Origin of the sequence: Pseudomonas sp. URMO17WK12:I12 (genome assembly GCF_000514395.1) — a bacterium.
In the GTDB taxonomy this organism is placed as follows: domain Bacteria; phylum Pseudomonadota; class Gammaproteobacteria; order Pseudomonadales; family Pseudomonadaceae; genus Aquipseudomonas; species Aquipseudomonas mucoides.
The window spans coordinates 69,938-87,155 of record NZ_AZVV01000015.1 but is presented as its reverse complement, the minus strand read 5'-3'; the positions used below and the strand labels follow the sequence as shown (position 1 = coordinate 87,155).

Below are 17,218 nucleotides of genomic sequence, written 5' to 3'. Positions count from 1 at the left end.
GGAGCAACATTGCCGAGCGATTCGACTAGCCCCAACGCATCACAGCCAACAGCCACACCAGGGACAACGCGGACGCTACCCAGATGCTCCAGTCGGTGACGCCGATTACCAGCAAATGCAGGTAGGCGCTGCCGAGAAGACCGATAAACAGCCGATCGCCACGGGTGGTGGCAATCGGCAACAAACCCCGCCGAAGAATGCTCGGCGAACGCAATTCCCAGGTCGTCATGCCCACCAGAATCAGGCCAATGACGATGAAGAACGCCGCGGTCGGGACCGTCCAACTCATCCATTCCATCATCAGCTCCTCATACCCGGCCGAGGGCAAAGCCCTTGGCCACGTGGTTGCGAACAAACCAGATCACCAGCATGCCCGGCAGGATGGTCAACACCCCCGCCGCCGCCAGCACGCCCCAATCGATACCGGACGCCGATACCGTGCGCGTCATCACCGCCGCAATCGGCTTGGCGTTGACCGACGTCAGCGTGCGCGCCAACAGCAACTCGACCCAGGAAAACATGAAGCAGAAAAACGCCGTGACGCCGATCCCGGAACCGATCAGCGGGATGAAAATCTTCACGAAGAACTTGGGAAAACTGTAGCCGTCGATGTAGGCGGTTTCGTCGATTTCCTTGGGAACACCGGACATGAAGCCCTCAAGAATCCATACCGCCAACGGCACGTTAAACAGGCAGTGAGCCAGGGCCACGGCGATGTGGGTGTCGAACAGCCCGATCGAGGAATACAGCTGGAAGAACGGCAGCAGGAACACCGCCGGCGGTGCCATGCGGTTGGTCAGCAGCCAGAAGAACAGGTGCTTGTCACCGAGGAAGCGATAGCGCGAAAACGCATACGCCGCCGGCAGCGCCACGCTCAGGGAAATCACCGTGTTCAGGCTCACGTAATACAGCGAGTTGAGGTAACCGGTGTACCAGCTCGGATCGGTGAAAATCACCTTGTAGTTATGCAAGGTGAAGTCCGAGGGAAACAGCGTCAGGCCGCCGAGGATTTCGGTGTTGCTCTTGAAGGACATGTTCAGCAGCCAGTAGATCGGCACCAGCAGGAACAGGATGTAGATCAGCAGTGGAATCAGCTTTCTCTTGCTCATGATGGGCCTCAGCGGTTGGCGTCAGAGTGAGTCATGGCGGTGTAGAACAACCAGGACACCAACAGGATGATCAGGAAGTACACCAGCGAAAACGCCGCTGCCGGTCCCAGGTCGAATTGCCCTACGGCCATCTGGGTCAACGTCTGACTGAGGAACGTCGTGGCATTCCCAGGGCCGCCACCGGTCAGTACGAACGGCTCGGTGTAGATCATGAAACTGTCCATGAAGCGCAGCATCACCGCGATCAGCAGCACGCTTTTCAGCTTGGGCAACTGGATGTGCCGGAACACTGCCCACGCCGAGGCCCGATCAATCCGCGCCGCCTGGTAATACACGTCCGGAATCGCCCGCAGCCCGGAGAAGCACAACAGCGCCACCAGCGACGTCCAGTGCCACACGTCCATCACCAGCACCGTGACCCAGGCGTCCATGGTGTTCGACGCATAGTTGTAGTTAATGCCCATGGCATTCAGGCTCGAACCCAGCAGGCCGATGTCGGCGCGGCCGAAAATCTGCCAGATGGTGCCGACCACGTTCCATGGAATCAGCAGTGGAATGGCCAGGATGATCAGCACCAGTGACGACCAGCGGCCCTTGGTCGGCATGGTCAGGGCGATGGCGATGCCCAGCGGGATTTCGATCAGCAGCACGCAGGCCGAGTAGATGAACTGCCGCAGCAGCGAGTCATGCAGGCGCGGATCGAGCAGCACCTGCTTGTACCAGTCGGCGCCGACGAAGTAGCGGCTGGACTGGTCGAAGATGTCCTGCACCGAATAGTTGACCACCGTCATCATCGGGATCACCGCACTGAAGGCCACCAGCAGGAACACCGGCAACACCAGCCACCAGGCCTTGTTGTTTTGCACCTTGTTCATGGCTGTGTCTCCAGCAGGTAATCATCGGCATAGACCATCAACCACTGCGCCGGAAAACTGATGTACGCCGTGCCTTCGGGCACCGGTTTGTCTTCGGCCAGGCGCACTTTCAACGGCGCGCCGTCGAGGTTCAGGGTCAGGATCTTGTAGGTCCCGAGGTCTTCGATGTGTACGACCTGTGCTTGCATCGCGTCATCAAAGGGTTCTTCCCACACGTGGACGAACTCCGGACGGATGCCGACTTTCAGGGTTTTCCACTCGGACTCGGCGATGCGCTGCTGTTGCGCCTCGGACAGCGGCAGGTGCGTCGAGGCGAACCCCACGCCACCCGGTTGCGGCGTGACCTCGATCAGGTTCATCCCCGGGCTGCCGATGAAATAGCCGACAAAGGTGTGGCTCGGCCGTTCGAACAATTCCCGCGGCGTACCGAATTGCACGATCTGCCCGCCGTACATCACCGCAATTTTGTCAGCGAAGGTCGAGGCCTCCAGCTGATCGTGGGTGACGTAGACCATGGTGATGTTGAACTGCTCGTGAATCTGCTTGAGCTTGCGCCGCAGCTTCCACTTCAGGTGCGGATCGATCACGGTCAGCGGTTCGTCGAAAAGGATCGCCGAGACGTCATCGCGCACCAGCCCACGGCCCATGGAGACTTTCTGTTTTTCATCGGCGGTGAGGTTGCTGGCCTTTTTGCTCAGCAACGCCTGCAGGTCAAGGACCTCGGCGATTTCCTGCACCTTGCTGTGAATTCTCGCCTCGGCCATGCCCTGGTTACGCAGCGGAAACGCCAGGTTATCGAACACCGTCATGGTGTCGTAGACCACCGGGAACTGAAAAACCTGGGCGATGTTGCGCTTCTCCGGCGTCAGGTCGTTGACCGCTTTGCCGTCGAACAACACATGCCCCTGCGAGGGGCTGAGCAGCCCGGAAATGATGTTGAGCAAGGTCGACTTGCCGCACCCCGATGGCCCGAGCAACGCATAGGCGCCGCCCTGCTCCCAGATGTGATCCATCTCGCGGATCGCGTAATCCTCAGGGCCGGTGGGGGTTTTGGTGTAGCTGTGGGCGAGGTTCTGCAAACGGATTTCGGCCATCAGGCAACCCTCGCAATACGGCGGCCGGGCGCCTGGACCAGACGTCCCTGCGCATCGAACACAAACAGTTTATGGGTCGGGATATAGATGCGAATCGGTGCATCGACGTCGTATTCGTGAACGCCAGGCAAGTGCAGCACCAGCAGGAAATGCTCGTTGCGCACGTGCAGGAAGGTTTCCGAACCACTGATCTCGGCGACCTCGACGGTCACGGCCAGCTCCAGGTCATCGTCGTTGCTCGGCACCAGCGAGATGTGGCTCGGCCGCACGCCAAAGCGGAATTCGCCCTCGCCCACCGGCCGCAAATCCACGTTCAACGGGAAGTGCACGAAATTGGCGAAGCTGACTTCGTTGCCGGCAATGCGCCCCGGCATCAGGTTGATCGGCGGCTCGGAGAACAGCTCTGCCGCGAGCACGCTTTGCGGCTGGTGATAGACCTCGGACGACTTGCCGCTCTGGATCACCCGGCCTTCGTGAAGAATGGTCGTGGTGCCGCCCAGCGCCAGGGCTTCGTTGGGTTCGGTGGTGGCGTAGATGGCGATGGTGTGGCGGGCCTTGAACAGCTCGCGCATTTCCTGGCGCAATTCTTCGCGCAGCTTGTAATCGAGGTTGACCAGCGGCTCGTCGAACAGGATCAGCTCGGCGTCCTTGACCAGCGCGCGGGCCATGGCCGTGCGCTGTTGCTGACCGCCGGAGAGTTCAAGGGGATGGCGCTGGAGAAACTTCTCGATGCGCAGCATCTTCGCGGTTTCCAGCACTTTGCTCTGGATCAGCTCATTGGACACACCGCCCTGGCGCAATGGCGAGGCAATGTTCTCGAAGACGGTCATGGTCGGGTAATTGATGAACTGTTGATAAACCATCGACACGTTGCGCAAACGCACCGGGCGCTGGGTGACATCGACGCCGTTCATGAGGATGCGGCCGCTGTCGGGCTTGTCCAGCCCGGCCATCAGGCGCATCAGACTGGTTTTGCCGGACAGCGTGCGCCCGAGCAAAACGTTGAAGGAACCGGGTTCAAAACTCAGGCAGGCATCGTCGATCCAGGTCTGGCCCTCGACGGTGCGGCTGACGTGCTCCAGGGTTAATGACATGGCTCGGCCTTTTTATTATTTGGAGTCAAGCGACCGGAGCTACAGAGCGAGTTTCGTGCCAGAAATTGCAAGCTATTGATCTGGTTTGAAAATCCTTCAGTGAAGGGTGTGAGCACTTTCGTTGCTGAACAGAAATGAACAACTGAGGCTGAACAACTGAACAATCCGCTGGTTGACAATGAACAATAGTGAACAACACTCTACACACCGTTTTACTGCGAAATATTCCGAATTACGCACGGCCCTGTAGCAGCTGCCGAAGGCTGCTACATGAATCGCGTTACTCACAACAAAAATAATAATGTTCAGAGATCGACTGCCATGGCCGCACCCGCCTCGCCGCTCTCCCACGACGCCGTCATTCAGGACTCCTGGAAGCGTTGCCGCGCCTTCGGGCTTGATCATCAGAGTGCGCCCGCGTTTGATCAGCTGCCGGCCGAAGGCATCGCACAATTGCTGGAGAGCCAGCATTCCCTGGTGCAAACCACGCATCAAGAAGTCCTGCCGTATTACGAAAACATCCTGAGCAATTCCAACTGCCTGATCATGCTCGCCGACAATCAAGGCCAGGTGCTCACGTCGTGGGGCACCCAGCGCTTTATCGAGCCGAGCCTGACCCGTGGTTTCAGCGCCGGCGCCAGCTGGATGGAGCGTTGCAGCGGCACCAACGCCATCGGCACCGCCCTCGCCTGCGAGCAGGCCGTGCACATCGAACACGATGAACACTTCCTGAAAGCCAATCGCTTCATGACCGGTTCCGCCGCGCCGATTTTCGATGCCGAGCGCAAAGTGATCGCGGTGCTGGACGTGTCCAGCGACAGTTACCTGCCGCCGTCCCATACCCTCGGCATGGTCAAGATGATGAGCCAGACCGTGGAAAACCGGCTGATTCTCAACCTGTTCCACGGCCAGCACTTTCAACTGACGTTCAACACCGGGTTGAACAACCTCGACAGCCAATGGGCCGGGCTGTTGATCTTCGACGAGACCGGCCAGGTGCTGTCCGCCAACCGCCGGGCCGACAATCTGCTGGGCATCAGCCTGTCGCGGGTCAGCGTCGAAAGCCTGTTCAAGGTGTCACTGCTGGAATTGCTGAACCAGCCCGACGGCCTGCCGTTCGCGCTGCAAGCCTCGGGGCGCAATCGCTTTCAGTGCCTGCTGCGGCGGCCGAAACAAGTACCGATTCAAGCGCGACTGTTTTCTGAACCCAAGAGCGCTGAACCGGTGGTCGTGGCGGCACCCGAAACGATCAGCCTCAACACCCTGCACTTCGGCGACAGCCGCGTGGAAAAAGCCGTGCGTCAGGCTGAACGCCTGCTGGAGAAGGACATTCCACTGCTGATCCACGGCGAAACCGGGGTCGGCAAGGAAGTCTTCGTCAAAGCCCTGCACCAGGCCAGCTCTCGCAGCAAACAACCGTTCATTGCGGTCAACTGTGCGGCGATCCCCGCCGAACTGGTGGAATCCGAGCTGTTCGGCTACGAGAAAGGCGCGTTCACCGGGGCCAACCAGAAAGGCAGCATCGGGCTGATCCGCAAAGCCGATAAAGGCACCCTGTTTCTCGATGAAATCGGCGACATGCCGCTGCCGACCCAGGCCCGGTTGTTGAGGGTATTGCAGGAACGCTGCGTGCAACCGGTGGGCAGCAGCGAGCTGTTCCCGGTCGATATCCGGATTATTTCGGCGACCAACCGTGCGTTGCGTGAGCAAGTGCAACTGGGGCGGTTCCGCGAAGACCTGTACTACCGGATCGGCGGTTTGACCCTGGAACTACCGCCCCTGCGCGAACGCAGCGACAAGCAGGCCTTGTTCAAACGTTTGTGGGAGCAGCACCGCGAGCCATCGCAGTGGGCCGGGTTGAGCCGTGAGGTGCTGGAACTGTTCGGCCGTCATCCGTGGCCGGGGAATTTGCGCCAGGTCAGCAGCGTGATGCAGGTGGCGCTGGCCATGGCCGAGGAGCAGCCGGTACGACCGGAGCATTTGCCGGATGATTTTTTTGTCGATCTGGAGATGGAACCGGTGGATTCGCCAGAAGTGTTGGCGGTGGATTTGAATGATGTCGAAGATTTGAATCGGCAGTTGCGGGCGGCTGGGGGGAATATTTCGCACTTGGCCCGGCGGTTGGGGGTTAGTCGCAATACCCTTTATAAGCGGTTGCGCCAGGCTGAGTGATGAGTGAACCGCAATCCTGGTGTTCGGCTTTAGACCATCGCGAGCAAGCTCGCTCCCACAGGGTTCAGTGTCGTGCGCAGAACTCAAACCAAGCGAAGATCAACTGTGGGAGCGAGCTTGCTCGCGATAGCGCCAGCCGGGACACCACAACCTTTGAGCCCTGCACATAAACAAAAACCCGCACAAGGCGGGTTTTGTTTTGCAGCGGATAACGCAATCAGTCAGCCAACCGCCAGGTCGTGCCGCCCTTGCCGTCTTCCAGCACCACGCCCATGGCGGTGAGCTGGTCGCGGATGCGGTCGGATTCGGCCCAGTCTTTACCGGCACGAGCCGCCAGACGCGCAGCAATCAGCGCGTCCACTTCAGCGGCATCCACACGCCCTTCAGCGCCGGCCTGCAAGAAATCATCGGCCTCAAGCTGCAACACGCCCAGCACGCTCGCCAGTTCCTTCAAGCGCGCTGCCAGGCCCGCCGCCGCATTGAGATCGCTCTCGCGCAGGCGGTTGATCTCACGCACCATTTCGAACAGCACCGCGCAAGCTTCCGGCGTGCCGAAGTCGTCGTTCATCACCTGGGTGAAGCGCTCGACAAAGGCCTCGCCACCGGCCGGTGCCACGTTCGGCAGACCTTTCAACGCGTGGTAGAAACGCTCGAGCGCGCCTTTGGCGTCCTTGAGGTTGTCTTCCGAATAGTTGATCGCGCTGCGGTAGTGGCTCGACACCAGCAGGTAACGCACGACTTCCGGGTGGTACTTTTCCAGCACATCGCGAATGGTGAAGAAGTTGTTCAAGGACTTGGACATCTTCTCGCCATTGATGCGAATCATGCCGCAATGCATCCACGCGTTGGCGTAGGTCTTGCCGGTGGCCGCTTCGCTCTGGGCGATTTCGTTTTCGTGGTGCGGGAACTCGAGGTCGCTGCCGCCGCCATGAATGTCGAAAGTCTCGCCGAGGCAGCAGGTCGACATCACCGAGCATTCGATGTGCCAGCCTGGACGACCGTCGCCCCACGGCGAAGGCCAGCTCGGCTCACCCGGCTTGGCGCCTTTCCACAAGACGAAGTCCAGCGGGTCCTGCTTGGACTCGTCGACTTCGATCCGCGCGCCGATGCGCAGGTCTTCGATTTTCTTGCGCGACAGCTTGCCGTAGCCCACGAACTTGGCGACGCGGTAGTACACGTCGCCATTGCCCGGTGCGTAGGCATAGCCCTTGTCGATCAACGTCTGGATCATGGTTTGCATGCCAGCGATGTGATCGGTGGCCCGCGGTTCCATGTCCGGCTTGAGGATGTTGAGGCGCGCCTCGTCCTCGTGCATCGCGGTGATCATGCGCTCGGTCAGCGCCTCGAACGGCTCGCCGTTCTCCTTCGCCCGATTGATGATCTTGTCTTCGATGTCGGTGATGTTGCGCACGTAGGTCAGGTTATAACCGCTGAACCGCAACCAGCGGGTCACCAGGTCGAACGCGACCATGCTGCGGCCATGGCCAATGTGGCAGTAGTCGTACACGGTCATCCCGCAGACGTACATGCGCACATTGTTGCCATCCAGAGGCTTGAAGACTTCTTTGCTCTTGGTGAGCGTGTTGTAGATCGTAAGCACTTTAGTTTCCTTGAATCACTGGCCCCACGAATCACGCAAGGTCACGGTACGGTTGAACACCGGATGACCTGGTTTCGAGTCCTTGATATCCGCGACGAAGTAACCTTCGCGTTCGAACTGGAAACGGTCTTCCGGCTGTGCATTGCCAAGCGAAGGCTCGGCACGACAACCGGTGAGGACTTGCAGCGAGTCAGGGTTGATGTTGTCCAGGAAACTGGCGCTGTCTTCAGCCTTCTCAGGGTTGGCCGAGCGGAACAGGCGATCGTACAGACGCACTTCGCACTCGACGCTGGCAGCGGCCGGCACCCAGTGCACCACGCCTTTGACCTTGCGGCCTTCAGGGTTCTTGCCCAGGGTTTCCGGGTCGTACGAGCAACGCAGTTCGACGATGTTGCCATCGGCGTCCTTGATTGCTTCGTCGGCGCGGATCACGTAGCTGCCGCGCAGACGCACTTCGCCGTTGGGTTCCAGGCGTTTGTAGCCTTTTGGCGGCTCTTCCATGAAGTCATCGTGGTCGATGTAGATTTCACGGGCGAACGGCAGCTTGCGCACGCCCAGTTCTTCTTTCTGCGGATGGCGCGGCAGTTCGAGGTTCTCGACCTGGTCTTGCGGGTAGTTGGTGATCACCACCTTCAACGGACGCAGCACGCACATGGCGCGCGGAGCGTTCTGGTCCAGATCCTGGCGGATGCTGAACTCGAGCATGCCGAAATCGACGACGCCGTCAGAACGGTTGGTGCCGACCATGTCGCAGAAATTGCGGATCGACGCAGGCGTGTAACCACGGCGGCGGAAGCCCGACAGCGTGGACATGCGCGGATCGTCCCAACCGAACACGTGCTTTTCATCGACCAGTTGCTTGAGCTTGCGCTTGCTGGTGATGGTGTAATTCAGGTTCAGGCGGCTGAATTCGTACTGACGCGGGTGCGCCGGTACTGGCAGCGCGTCCAGGAACCAGTCGTACAGCGGACGATGGCTTTCGAACTCCAGGGTGCAGATCGAGTGGGTGATGCCTTCGATGGCGTCCGACTGACCGTGGGTGAAGTCGTAGTTCGGGTAGATGCACCACTTGTCGCCGGTCTGGTGGTGATGCGCGTGACGGATGCGGTACATGATCGGGTCGCGCAGGTTCATGTTCGGCGAGGCCATGTCGATCTTGGCCCGCAGCACACGGGCGCCGTCCGGGAACTCGCCGGCACGCATGCGGGCGAACCAGTCGAGGTTTTCTTCCACGGAGCGATCACGGAACGGGCTGTTCTTGCCCGGTTCGGTCAAGGTGCCGCGGTATTCCTTGGCTTGTTCCGGGCTGAGGTCGTCGACGTAGGCCTTGCCGGCCTTGATCAGCTCGACGGCCCAGTCGTGCAACTGGTCGAAATACTGCGAGGCGAAGCGCACGTCGCCGGACCATTCGAAGCCCAGCCATTTGATGTCGCTTTCGATCGCGTCAATGTATTCCTGGTCTTCCTTGGCCGGGTTGGTGTCGTCGAAACGCAGGTGGGTGACGCCGCCGAATTCCTGGGCCAGGCCGAAGTTCACACAGATCGACTTGGCGTGACCGATGTGCAGGTAGCCGTTGGGCTCAGGCGGGAAACGGGTGACGATCTGCGTGTGCTTACCCGAGTCCAGGTCCGCCTGGATGATCGGGCGCAGGAAATTGACCGGCACGGCAGGGCCGGTCTTGGCATTCGAGGTAGGGTCGACAGTGGGCTTGCTCATAGGATCCTTGAACGTACAAGTGCGTGGCCGGAACGAAAGGCCTGACAAAACAAAGCCGCTATCATAGCCGATGCTGTCAAGCTGCTGACAGAGCGGGCCCTAAAACAGGTGCGTTTAATGCACCTGTTTTGAAAAACAGCCTCGAAATTAACGCCTGTCGCGCTAAACTGCGCACCTTGGCTGCTGTTGGCCGGACCGGTTAAGGGCCCTGACGCCCCGAAACCCACGAATTCATTAAAGAGTACCGATCATGACCCAAGTCAAACTGACCACCAACCATGGCGACATCGTCCTGGAACTGAACGCTGAAAAAGCCCCGATCACCGTGGCCAACTTCATCGAGTACGTGAAAGCCGGTCACTATGAAAACACCGTTTTCCACCGTGTCATCGGTAACTTCATGATCCAGGGCGGCGGTTTCGAGCCAGGCATGAAAGAAAAGAAAGACAAGCGCCCAAGCATCCAGAACGAAGCCGACAACGGCCTGCCGAACGTTAAGTACAGCGTGGCCATGGCTCGCACCATGGAACCGCATTCGGCTTCCGCCCAGTTCTTCATCAACGTGGCTGACAACAGCTTCCTGAACCACAGCGCCAAGACCACTCAGGGCTGGGGCTACGCCGTGTTCGCCAAAGTCGTTGAAGGCACCGACGTGGTCGACAAGATCAAAGGTGTTGCCACCACCATGAAGTCCGGCCACCAGGACGTACCAGCAGACGACGTGATCATCGAGAAAGCCGAGATCATTGAGTGATACTGCTGATTTCAGACTTGCATCTGGAAGAGGAGCGCCCGGACATTACCCGGGCGTTTCTGGATTTGCTCGCCGGACGCGCCCGCTCGGCGAGTGCGCTGTACATTCTGGGCGACTTTTTCGAAGCGTGGATTGGCGACGACGCCATGACGCCCTTTCAGCGTTCCATCTGCCAGGCCCTGCGCGAATTGAGCGACAGCGGCACGGCCATTTTTCTGATGCACGGCAACCGCGACTTCATGCTCGGCCAGGCCTTTTGTAAACAGGCCGGCTGCACGCTGTTGAAGGACCCGAGTGTCGTGCCGTTTTACGGCGAACCGGTGCTACTGATGCACGGTGACAGCCTCTGCACTCGCGACGAAGCCTATATGAAGCTGCGTCGCTACCTGCGCAACCCGATCAGCCTGTTCATCCTGCGAAATTTACCGCTGCGCACCCGGCATAAGCTGGCGCGCAAGCTGCGCAGTGAAAGCCGCGCGCAAACGCGGATGAAGGCCAACGACATCGTGGATGTCACGCCGGAGGAAATTCCGCGGATCATGCAGGAATACGGCGTGAAAACCTTGATCCACGGCCATACCCATCGCCCGGCCATCCACAAGTTGCAGTTGGGCGAACAAGCGGCCAAACGCATTGTGCTGGGGGATTGGGATCGCCAGGGCTGGGCGTTGCAGGTGGATGAGAACGGGTTTGCACTGGCCCCCTTCGACTTCACCCCGCCACCGCAATTGGCCGCTCCCACTCACTGACTGCCGAACACAAAACCCTTTGTAGGAGTGAGCCTGCTCGCGATAGCGGTGGATCAGTCAACAAAAGTGTTGAATGTGAATCCGCTATCGCGAGCAGGCTCATTCCTACAGTGGATTGTGTTTAGGTCAGTGACCGGAAGCCGCCGGCCCCGCTTTCGCTGCAAACGGCGGTTTCGCCAGCCATACAATCAGAATCAACCCCATGAACCCCCAGCCCAGCAACGTGAAGTAATCCACGGTGGAGAGCATGTACGCCTGACTCGTCAGCACATGATCCAGCTGCGCATAGGCCGGGTTACCCGCCCCGCCCAAGGTGTTCAGTGCATCACGGGTGGCCGGATCGAATGTGGTGATGCTTTCGCTCAGATACGCGTGATGCTGATCCGCCCGGCGAATCCAGATCCAGGTGGTCAGTGACGCCGCAAAACTACCGCCCAGTGTGCGCAGGAACGTCGCCAGGCCCGCGCCGTCGGCGATCTGGCTCGGTGGCAGGTCCGACATCAAGATGCTCAGGGTCGGCATGAAGAACAGCGCCACGCCAATGCCCATGAACAGTTGCACCAGGGCGATGTGCTGGAAGTCGACTTCATTGTTGAACCCGGCGCGCATGAAGCAGCTCAGGCCAATGGCCAGGAACGCCAGCCCGGCCAGCAATCGCAGGTCGAACTTGTGCGCGTACTTGCCGACAAACGGCGACATCAGCACTGGCAGAATCCCGATCGGCGCCACGGCCAACCCCGCCCAGGTCGCGGTGTAGCCCATCTGGGTTTGCAGCCATTGCGGCAGGATCAGGTTGATGCCGAAGAACCCGGCGTAGCCGAGCACCAGCACCAGCGTGCCGATGCGGAAGTTGCGATACGCGAACAGCCGCAGGTTCACCACCGGGTGCTTATCGGTCATTTCCCAGATGATGAACACCGCCAGCGCGATCACGGAGATGGCCGCGCCAATCAGGATGAAAGTCGACTCGAACCAGTCCAGGTCATTGCCCTTGTCGAGGATAATCTGCAACGCACCGACGCCAATGATCAACGTGATCAATCCCACGTAATCCATCGGTTGGCGGCTGGTTTCCACCGGGCGCGCCTTGAGTTGCTGGCGCACCACCATCACTGCGAAGACGCCGATCGGCACGTTGATGAAGAAAATCCACGGCCAGCTATAGCTGTCGGTAATCCAGCCGCCAAGAATCGGCCCTGCAATGGGCGCCACCACCGTGACCATCGCCAGCAACGCCAGGGCCATGCCGCGCCTCGCGGGGGGATAGACCGCGATCAGCAGCGTCTGGGTCATCGGGTACAACGGACCGGCCACCAGGCCTTGCAGCACCCGAAAACCGATCAGTTCCGGCATCGAGGTCGAGATGCCGCAGAGAAACGAGGCCAGCACGAACAGCACCGTGGCCCAGAGAAACAGCTTCACTTCACCGAAGCGGCGGCTGAGCCAACCGGTCAGCGGCAGCGCAATCGCGTTGCTCACGGCAAAGGAAGTAATCACCCACGTGCCCTGCTCCGAACTCACGCCCAGGTTGCCGGAAATGGTCGGCAGCGCCACGTTGGCGATGGTGGTGTCGAGCACTTGCATAAAGGTCGCCAGCGACAGGCCGATGGTGCTGAGCAACAGGCTGGGCGGCGTGAAAGAGGCGTTATTGCTCATCGCGAATCCTTTGAAACCGGGAGGGCGCGGCGCCCATTAACGGAGCGCCGCTGAGGGATTGGCGAATCAGCGTTGCGCGGTCTTGCTGACCGCCGCGCTGTTGTCGTGGATCAACTGAGTGATCATCGCGTCGGCTTCAGCCAACTGACGGTCGTAGACGTTGGTGCTGAACGAGGCCTTTTGCGGTGGCTGTTGCGCCAGCACCGGGCCGCTCTGGTCGTGCAGGTTCACGTCAACCTGAGTCGACAGCCCCACGCGCAACGGGTGCCTGGCCAGTTCTTCGGCGTTGATGTGGATCCGCACCGGCACGCGCTGGACGATTTTGATCCAGTTACCGGTGGCGTTTTGCGCCGGCAGCAGGGCAAATGCGCTGCCGGTACCGGCGCCGAGGCTGTCGATGGTGCCGCTGAATTTCACGTCGCTGCCGTACAGGTCGGCCTGGATGTCCACCGGCTGACCGATGCGCATGTCACGCAATTGGGTTTCCTTGAAGTTGGCGTCGATCCACAGTTGATCCAGCGGAATCACCGCCATCAGCGCGGTGCCCGGCTGAACCCGTTGACCCAATTGCACAGAGCGCTTGGCCACGTAACCAGTGACCGGCGCGATCAAGGTGCTGCGCGAGTTGTTCAGGTAGGCCTGACGCAGTTGCGCGGCGGCCGACATCACGTCCGGGTGCGACGAGACCACAGTGTCATCGACCAGCGCACTGGTGGTTTTCAATTGCTGCCTGGCGTTGGCCAGGGCGTTTTGCGCCGAGGTCAGGTCGTCGCGAGCGTGGGACAGTTCTTCCTGGGAAATCGCACCGCCAGCGGCGAGGTTTTTCCGGCGATTGAAGTTGTCCTGAGCCTTCTGCACTTCAGCCTGCTGGGCGTTGACCTGGGCTTTCATGCCGTCAACGTTGCTGTACAAACCGCGCACCTGACGCACGGTGCGGGCCAAATTGGCCTGGGCACTTTGCAGGCCGACTTCGGCGTCATTCGGGTCGAAATTGATCAGCACCTGGCCTTCGTGGACCAGGTCACCATCATCCGCGCCGATGCTGACCACGGTGCCGGTGACCAGCGGGGTGATTTCCACCACGTTGCCGTTCACATAGGCGTCGTCGGTGCTCTCGTTCCAGCGCCCGAAGAGTTCGTGATAACCCCAGACGCCGACACCGGCGAGGACAACCACGATGGCCAGAACGACCAGCATGACTTTGCGTTTACGCGAATTGCTCGTGTCTTGAGCGTTGTCTGGTGATGTGTTGGTTGGAGCAGCAGATGTATCGGCAGTGGCCATGACAAATACCTTGAATTAGTTGTGCTGCGTGGCTGGGAGGGCGTTGGCTGCGGTCAGGGTTTCGCCCTGAAAACCGCCGCCCAGCGCTTGCATCAATTGGATCGACAAGTCGATCTGCTCGGCATTCAGGTTGGCCAGCTGACGCTGGGCCTGGAGCAATTGCTGCTCGATGCTGAGCACGTCCAGGTAGTTGCCGATGCCGGAACCGTACCGCTGGACCACGGTGTTGTAAGAATCCTGGGCAATGTCGGTGGCATGCTGCTGGGCACCGATTTGCCGGCCGATATCGCGCAACTGGTTAATGGTGTCGCTGACATCGCCGAGCGCTTTCACCAGGCTTTTGTTGTACTGCGCCACCGCGAGGTCGTAATCGGCGTCGCGGGAATCGAGGTCGGCGCGCAGGCGGCCACCGTCGAAAATCGGCACAGAAATCGTGGGGGCGATGTTGAAGAAACGGCTCGCCGAACCAAACATTGCATCCCCCAACAACGATTCGGCACCGGCCGCGGCGCTGAGGTTCAAGTTGGGATAGAACTGGGTTTTGCCGGCGGCGATGTTCTTGCTCGCGGCTTCGACCCGCCACCTAGCGGCCACCAGGTCGGGACGACGGCCGAGCAATTCGGCGGGCAGCACCGATGGCAAAGCGACTACGCTGGCCTGAAGAATTTTCGGTCGGGCGATTTCGTTGCCGCGGTCCGGACCTTTGCCGAGCAGTACCGCCAGGGCGATTTTGGCGCTGTTCAAGCGTTTTTCGGCGTCGATCAGGCTGGCTTCGGACGTGGCTTCCAGGCTTTGGGTCTGCTGGAACTGATACTGACTGTCGATGCCCGAGCTCAGGCGACGCTGACCCAAATCGAGCATTTGTTTAGTGCGCTTGAGGTCTTCATTGGCCAGGTCGTAGACGATGTGCGCCTGCCCCAAGTCGCTGTAGGCGCGGGCGACGTCGGCGGACAGGGTCAACTGCGCGGCCTGTTGATCGACTTCGGCGGCGCGAGCTTGCCCCAATGCAGCTTCCCAGGCTTCACGCTGACCGCCCCACAAGTCGAAGTTGTAATTGAAGCTGGCACCGATGTTGCGCACGGTGGCGTAAGTGCCGCCCTGCCCGGTCGGGTCCTGATCGCGGGCCAGACGCGAGCGGCTGACACCGGCGCTGGCATCGAGGGTCGGCATGCGCGCGGCGTCGGCGGCATAGGCAGCAGCGCTGGCCTGGTGCGCGCGGGCGTCGGCGATTTGCATGTCGGGGCTGTCGTGCAAGGCTTCGCGGATCAGACCGTCGAGTTGCGGGTCGCCGAGGCTTTTCCACCAGTCGTTTTTCGGCCAGGCCGCTGGCGACAGGCTTACGCCGCTGAGGGATTGTCCGGCCTTGAGGGTTTTCGCATCGAGGCTTTTGCCTTCTGTGGTCAAGCCGCTGTAGCTGGCGCAACCGGCCAGGGTCATGGCGGCCAGGACCAGGCTCAACCCGGTGCGCAGAGTTTTACTGTTCATTTGTCACCTACCCGCAGCAGGGTGATCGAATCACCGGCGGCTATCAGGATTTTCTTGAGGAGGTGTTCCAGGGTTTTCAGCTCATCGGGGGTGATGGCGCCGGCCAGTTCGTTCATGGCGTCGGCGCCAATGTGCGGCAGGCGGTCGGCAAGGTTCTGGCCTTCTGCCGTCAGCACCAGTTGAACCTGGCGGCGATCCGCCTCGCAGCGTTGGCGGATGAGGAAACCTTTCTGTTCCAGGCGATCAAGCATGCGGGTCATCGAGCCGCTGTCCAGCGACAGGTGACGGCACAACTCGGCCGGGGTATCGACGCCGAACTGGGCCACGATGATCATCACCTTGAACTGAGCGGCGGTGATGCCGTGGGGTTCCATGTGGGTGTCGATGATCCGGTCTTTGAGCAGAGCGGCACGTCCCAGCAGGAGACCGAGGTGGCAGTTTTCGAAATCGTCTGGGGTGAAATGCTTCATCTGACCACCAATTAGCTGCCTAAGCAGTGAATGTATGACGAGATGTTACTGCCTAGGCAGCCAATGTCAACGTAATAGTTAGGTTGCTTTGTATTTGACAGATAAATGGCGCAGCACAAAAGCAAAAAATCGCAGCCTACGGCAGCTTCTTCAGGTTTTTATGTACCCCTGTAGAAGCTGCCGCAAGACTGCGATCTTTATGCTTTTTGCTTACAACGTTGCCGCAGTGGCCGACCCAGGCTTGAACCAAGTCGGCGCGAGGCTACTTACTCAAACGTGCACTGCTCCGGCGCCACGCCCGCGCAACGAGGCAGCACGCTGCCATCGGCCTGGGTCTGGTTGGTCCAGGCAGCGCCCACTGGCTTCACCGCGTCAGCGGATTTCAACGTCATTCGCACACCTTCGCGTTTTGGTCCCACGTAATCGCAGGCTACGAAGTTTTTCGCGTTGACGACATACGCTTCCTCGAAGGCTACGGCTATCAGATCCTCCTTTGCAGCTATCGGGTTCTCGCCTGTCCATTGCAGACCTTTACTGGCAGCTGCGGTGTAGACAAAGCCGCCGTCTTTCATCGCTGTTTGCTGGATCGCCCCGACAGTCGGGCAAGCGTTGCCGGCATAGGCATTAGCCATCAAAGCCATCATTACAACTACGCCAGCGGAAAATTTGTTGGTAATACCGGTCATGCTTGTTACTCCATGTGCACTTAAAGATTCGTCATCATCCATCTACGACTTGTTATTAGCCCAGTCAGATAAATCAATTGATCGCATCAATTGCGATGACGCATCCTAGTACAGAAACTCATTTCAACAAATAGCAGAGATGAGTAAAAAAACATCAAAACGTGTCAACTTACCCCACTACAAAACAATAACAAATAATAAAAAAATAAAATCCAAACTGACAGCCAAACCCCTAGACATCAATATCCTCAACACCTGAAGCGATCAAACCCTCATCAGCACATGCCTCACAAAAAAGACAAACAGACAGTTTCCCACAAGGAAACATCCACTCGCCCTACGAGAACAACAAAGTTAATCCCTCAAACCGCGACAACTTTTCTTATTCCTTATAGTGAATATCCCCACACACTAAAACCTCCCTCCTTACTTCACATTGTTATTACATGAAGAGGAGGGAGCATTTGAAGTTCT

15 protein-coding genes are annotated in these 17,218 nt (G+C 59.4%); 3 read left to right on the top strand and 12 right to left on the bottom strand.

The genetic code is table 11. From position 1 onward, the window contains the following. Positions 1 to 25: 25 nt before the first annotated feature. Genes D882_RS0121245 through D882_RS0121225 form a run of 5 tightly spaced genes read right to left on the bottom strand, consistent with a single transcriptional unit; the run spans position 26 to position 4,172 of the window. Positions 26 to 298 (bottom strand): DUF2160 domain-containing protein, encoded by a 273-nt coding sequence (locus tag D882_RS0121245; RefSeq protein ID WP_027925091.1) that lies wholly within the window; start codon positions 296 to 298, stop codon positions 26 to 28. Positions 299 to 308: 10 nt separating this feature from the next. Continuing rightward, positions 309 to 1,109 (bottom strand): carbohydrate ABC transporter permease, encoded by an 801-nt coding sequence (locus D882_RS0121240; protein WP_027925090.1) that lies wholly within the window; start codon positions 1,107 to 1,109, stop codon positions 309 to 311. Between the two features lie 8 nt (positions 1,110 to 1,117). After that, positions 1,118 to 1,984, bottom strand: a complete 867-nt coding sequence (locus tag D882_RS0121235) for a carbohydrate ABC transporter permease (protein ID WP_027925089.1) — start codon at positions 1,982 to 1,984, stop codon at positions 1,118 to 1,120. After that, positions 1,981 to 3,078 carry an ABC transporter ATP-binding protein gene (locus D882_RS0121230; protein WP_027925088.1) on the bottom strand — a complete coding sequence of 366 codons (1,098 nt, stop codon included), beginning with the start codon at positions 3,076 to 3,078 and terminating at the stop codon, positions 1,981 to 1,983. Before D882_RS0121230 ends, D882_RS0121235 begins: the two co-directional genes overlap by 4 nt. Continuing rightward, positions 3,078 to 4,172: an ABC transporter ATP-binding protein gene (locus D882_RS0121225; protein ID WP_027925087.1), complete on the bottom strand. Its 1,095-nt coding sequence runs from the start codon at positions 4,170 to 4,172 to the stop codon at positions 3,078 to 3,080. The genes D882_RS0121230 and D882_RS0121225 overlap by 1 nt, the downstream gene beginning before the upstream one ends. A 321-nt stretch (positions 4,173 to 4,493) precedes the next feature. On the opposite strand from D882_RS0121225, the gene D882_RS0121220 reads away from it, so the two are divergent. Next, positions 4,494 to 6,344, top strand: a complete 1,851-nt coding sequence (locus tag D882_RS0121220) for a sigma-54-dependent Fis family transcriptional regulator (RefSeq protein WP_027925086.1) — start codon at positions 4,494 to 4,496, stop codon at positions 6,342 to 6,344. Positions 6,345 to 6,561: 217 nt separating this feature from the next. On the opposite strand, the gene cysS is transcribed toward D882_RS0121220, so the two are convergent. Both cysS and D882_RS0121210 read right to left on the bottom strand, forming a co-directional pair. Next, a complete protein-coding gene (gene cysS, locus D882_RS0121215) occupies positions 6,562 to 7,944 on the bottom strand; it encodes a cysteine--tRNA ligase (RefSeq protein WP_027925085.1) in 1,383 nt (460 codons plus the stop codon). A 15-nt stretch (positions 7,945 to 7,959) separates the two neighbouring features. Further along, positions 7,960 to 9,660 (bottom strand): glutamine--tRNA ligase/YqeY domain fusion protein, encoded by a 1,701-nt coding sequence (locus D882_RS0121210; RefSeq protein WP_027925084.1) that lies wholly within the window; start codon positions 9,658 to 9,660, stop codon positions 7,960 to 7,962. A 250-nt stretch (positions 9,661 to 9,910) separates the two neighbouring features. Here D882_RS0121210 and D882_RS0121205 point away from each other — a divergent pair, with 250 nt between their 5' ends. Together D882_RS0121205 and lpxH are read left to right on the top strand one after the other, a co-directional pair. Then, positions 9,911 to 10,414 carry a peptidylprolyl isomerase gene (locus D882_RS0121205; protein WP_027925083.1) on the top strand — a complete coding sequence of 168 codons (504 nt, stop codon included), beginning with the start codon at positions 9,911 to 9,913 and terminating at the stop codon, positions 10,412 to 10,414. After that, entirely contained in the window at positions 10,411 to 11,163 is a 753-nt protein-coding gene (gene lpxH / locus D882_RS0121200) for a UDP-2,3-diacylglucosamine diphosphatase (RefSeq protein ID WP_027925082.1), read from the top strand. The genes D882_RS0121205 and lpxH overlap by 4 nt, the downstream gene beginning before the upstream one ends. 126 nt (positions 11,164 to 11,289) lie before the next feature. Here the strand turns inward: lpxH and D882_RS0121195 are convergent, their stop codons facing one another. The 5 genes from D882_RS0121195 to D882_RS0121175 form a co-directional block, all read right to left on the bottom strand. Then, a complete protein-coding gene (locus D882_RS0121195; protein ID WP_027925081.1) occupies positions 11,290 to 12,819 on the bottom strand; it encodes a DHA2 family efflux MFS transporter permease subunit in 1,530 nt (509 codons plus the stop codon). A 66-nt stretch (positions 12,820 to 12,885) separates the two neighbouring features. After that, positions 12,886 to 14,103 (bottom strand): efflux RND transporter periplasmic adaptor subunit, encoded by a 1,218-nt coding sequence (locus D882_RS0121190; protein ID WP_027925080.1) that lies wholly within the window; start codon positions 14,101 to 14,103, stop codon positions 12,886 to 12,888. 15 nt (positions 14,104 to 14,118) lie between these two features. Further along, on the bottom strand, positions 14,119 to 15,588 hold the full coding sequence (locus tag D882_RS0121185; protein WP_027925079.1) for an efflux transporter outer membrane subunit: 1,470 nt from the start codon (positions 15,586 to 15,588) through the stop codon (positions 14,119 to 14,121). After that, positions 15,585 to 16,058, bottom strand: coding sequence for a MarR family winged helix-turn-helix transcriptional regulator (locus D882_RS0121180; RefSeq protein WP_027925078.1), 474 nt, complete (start codon positions 16,056 to 16,058; stop codon positions 15,585 to 15,587). The genes D882_RS0121185 and D882_RS0121180 overlap by 4 nt, the downstream gene beginning before the upstream one ends. A 266-nt stretch (positions 16,059 to 16,324) precedes the next feature. Further along, positions 16,325 to 16,744 (bottom strand): DUF3757 domain-containing protein, encoded by a 420-nt coding sequence (locus D882_RS0121175; protein WP_197622302.1) that lies wholly within the window; start codon positions 16,742 to 16,744, stop codon positions 16,325 to 16,327. Positions 16,745 to 17,218 lie beyond the last annotated feature (474 nt).

Excerpts from the sequence above, each read along its gene's own strand:
- D882_RS0121245 (WP_027925091.1), bottom strand. The coding sequence starts at position 298 with ATGGAATGGATGAGTTGGACGGTCCCGACCGCGGCGTTCTTCATCGTC.
- D882_RS0121240 (WP_027925090.1), bottom strand. The coding sequence starts at position 1,109 with ATGAGCAAGAGAAAGCTGATTCCACTGCTGATCTACATCCTGTTCCTG.
- D882_RS0121235 (WP_027925089.1), bottom strand. The coding sequence starts at position 1,984 with ATGAACAAGGTGCAAAACAACAAGGCCTGGTGGCTGGTGTTGCCGGTG.
- D882_RS0121230 (WP_027925088.1), bottom strand. The coding sequence starts at position 3,078 with ATGGCCGAAATCCGTTTGCAGAACCTCGCCCACAGCTACACCAAAACC.
- D882_RS0121225 (WP_027925087.1), bottom strand. The coding sequence starts at position 4,172 with ATGTCATTAACCCTGGAGCACGTCAGCCGCACCGTCGAGGGCCAGACC.
- D882_RS0121220 (WP_027925086.1), top strand. The coding sequence starts at position 4,494 with ATGGCCGCACCCGCCTCGCCGCTCTCCCACGACGCCGTCATTCAGGAC.
- D882_RS0121210 (WP_027925084.1), bottom strand. The coding sequence starts at position 9,660 with ATGAGCAAGCCCACTGTCGACCCTACCTCGAATGCCAAGACCGGCCCT.
- D882_RS0121205 (WP_027925083.1), top strand. The coding sequence starts at position 9,911 with ATGACCCAAGTCAAACTGACCACCAACCATGGCGACATCGTCCTGGAA.
- D882_RS0121195 (WP_027925081.1), bottom strand. The coding sequence starts at position 12,819 with ATGAGCAATAACGCCTCTTTCACGCCGCCCAGCCTGTTGCTCAGCACC.
- D882_RS0121190 (WP_027925080.1), bottom strand. The coding sequence starts at position 14,103 with ATGGCCACTGCCGATACATCTGCTGCTCCAACCAACACATCACCAGAC.
- D882_RS0121185 (WP_027925079.1), bottom strand. The coding sequence starts at position 15,588 with ATGAACAGTAAAACTCTGCGCACCGGGTTGAGCCTGGTCCTGGCCGCC.
- D882_RS0121180 (WP_027925078.1), bottom strand. The coding sequence starts at position 16,058 with ATGAAGCATTTCACCCCAGACGATTTCGAAAACTGCCACCTCGGTCTC.
- D882_RS0121175 (WP_197622302.1), bottom strand. The coding sequence starts at position 16,744 with ATGACCGGTATTACCAACAAATTTTCCGCTGGCGTAGTTGTAATGATG.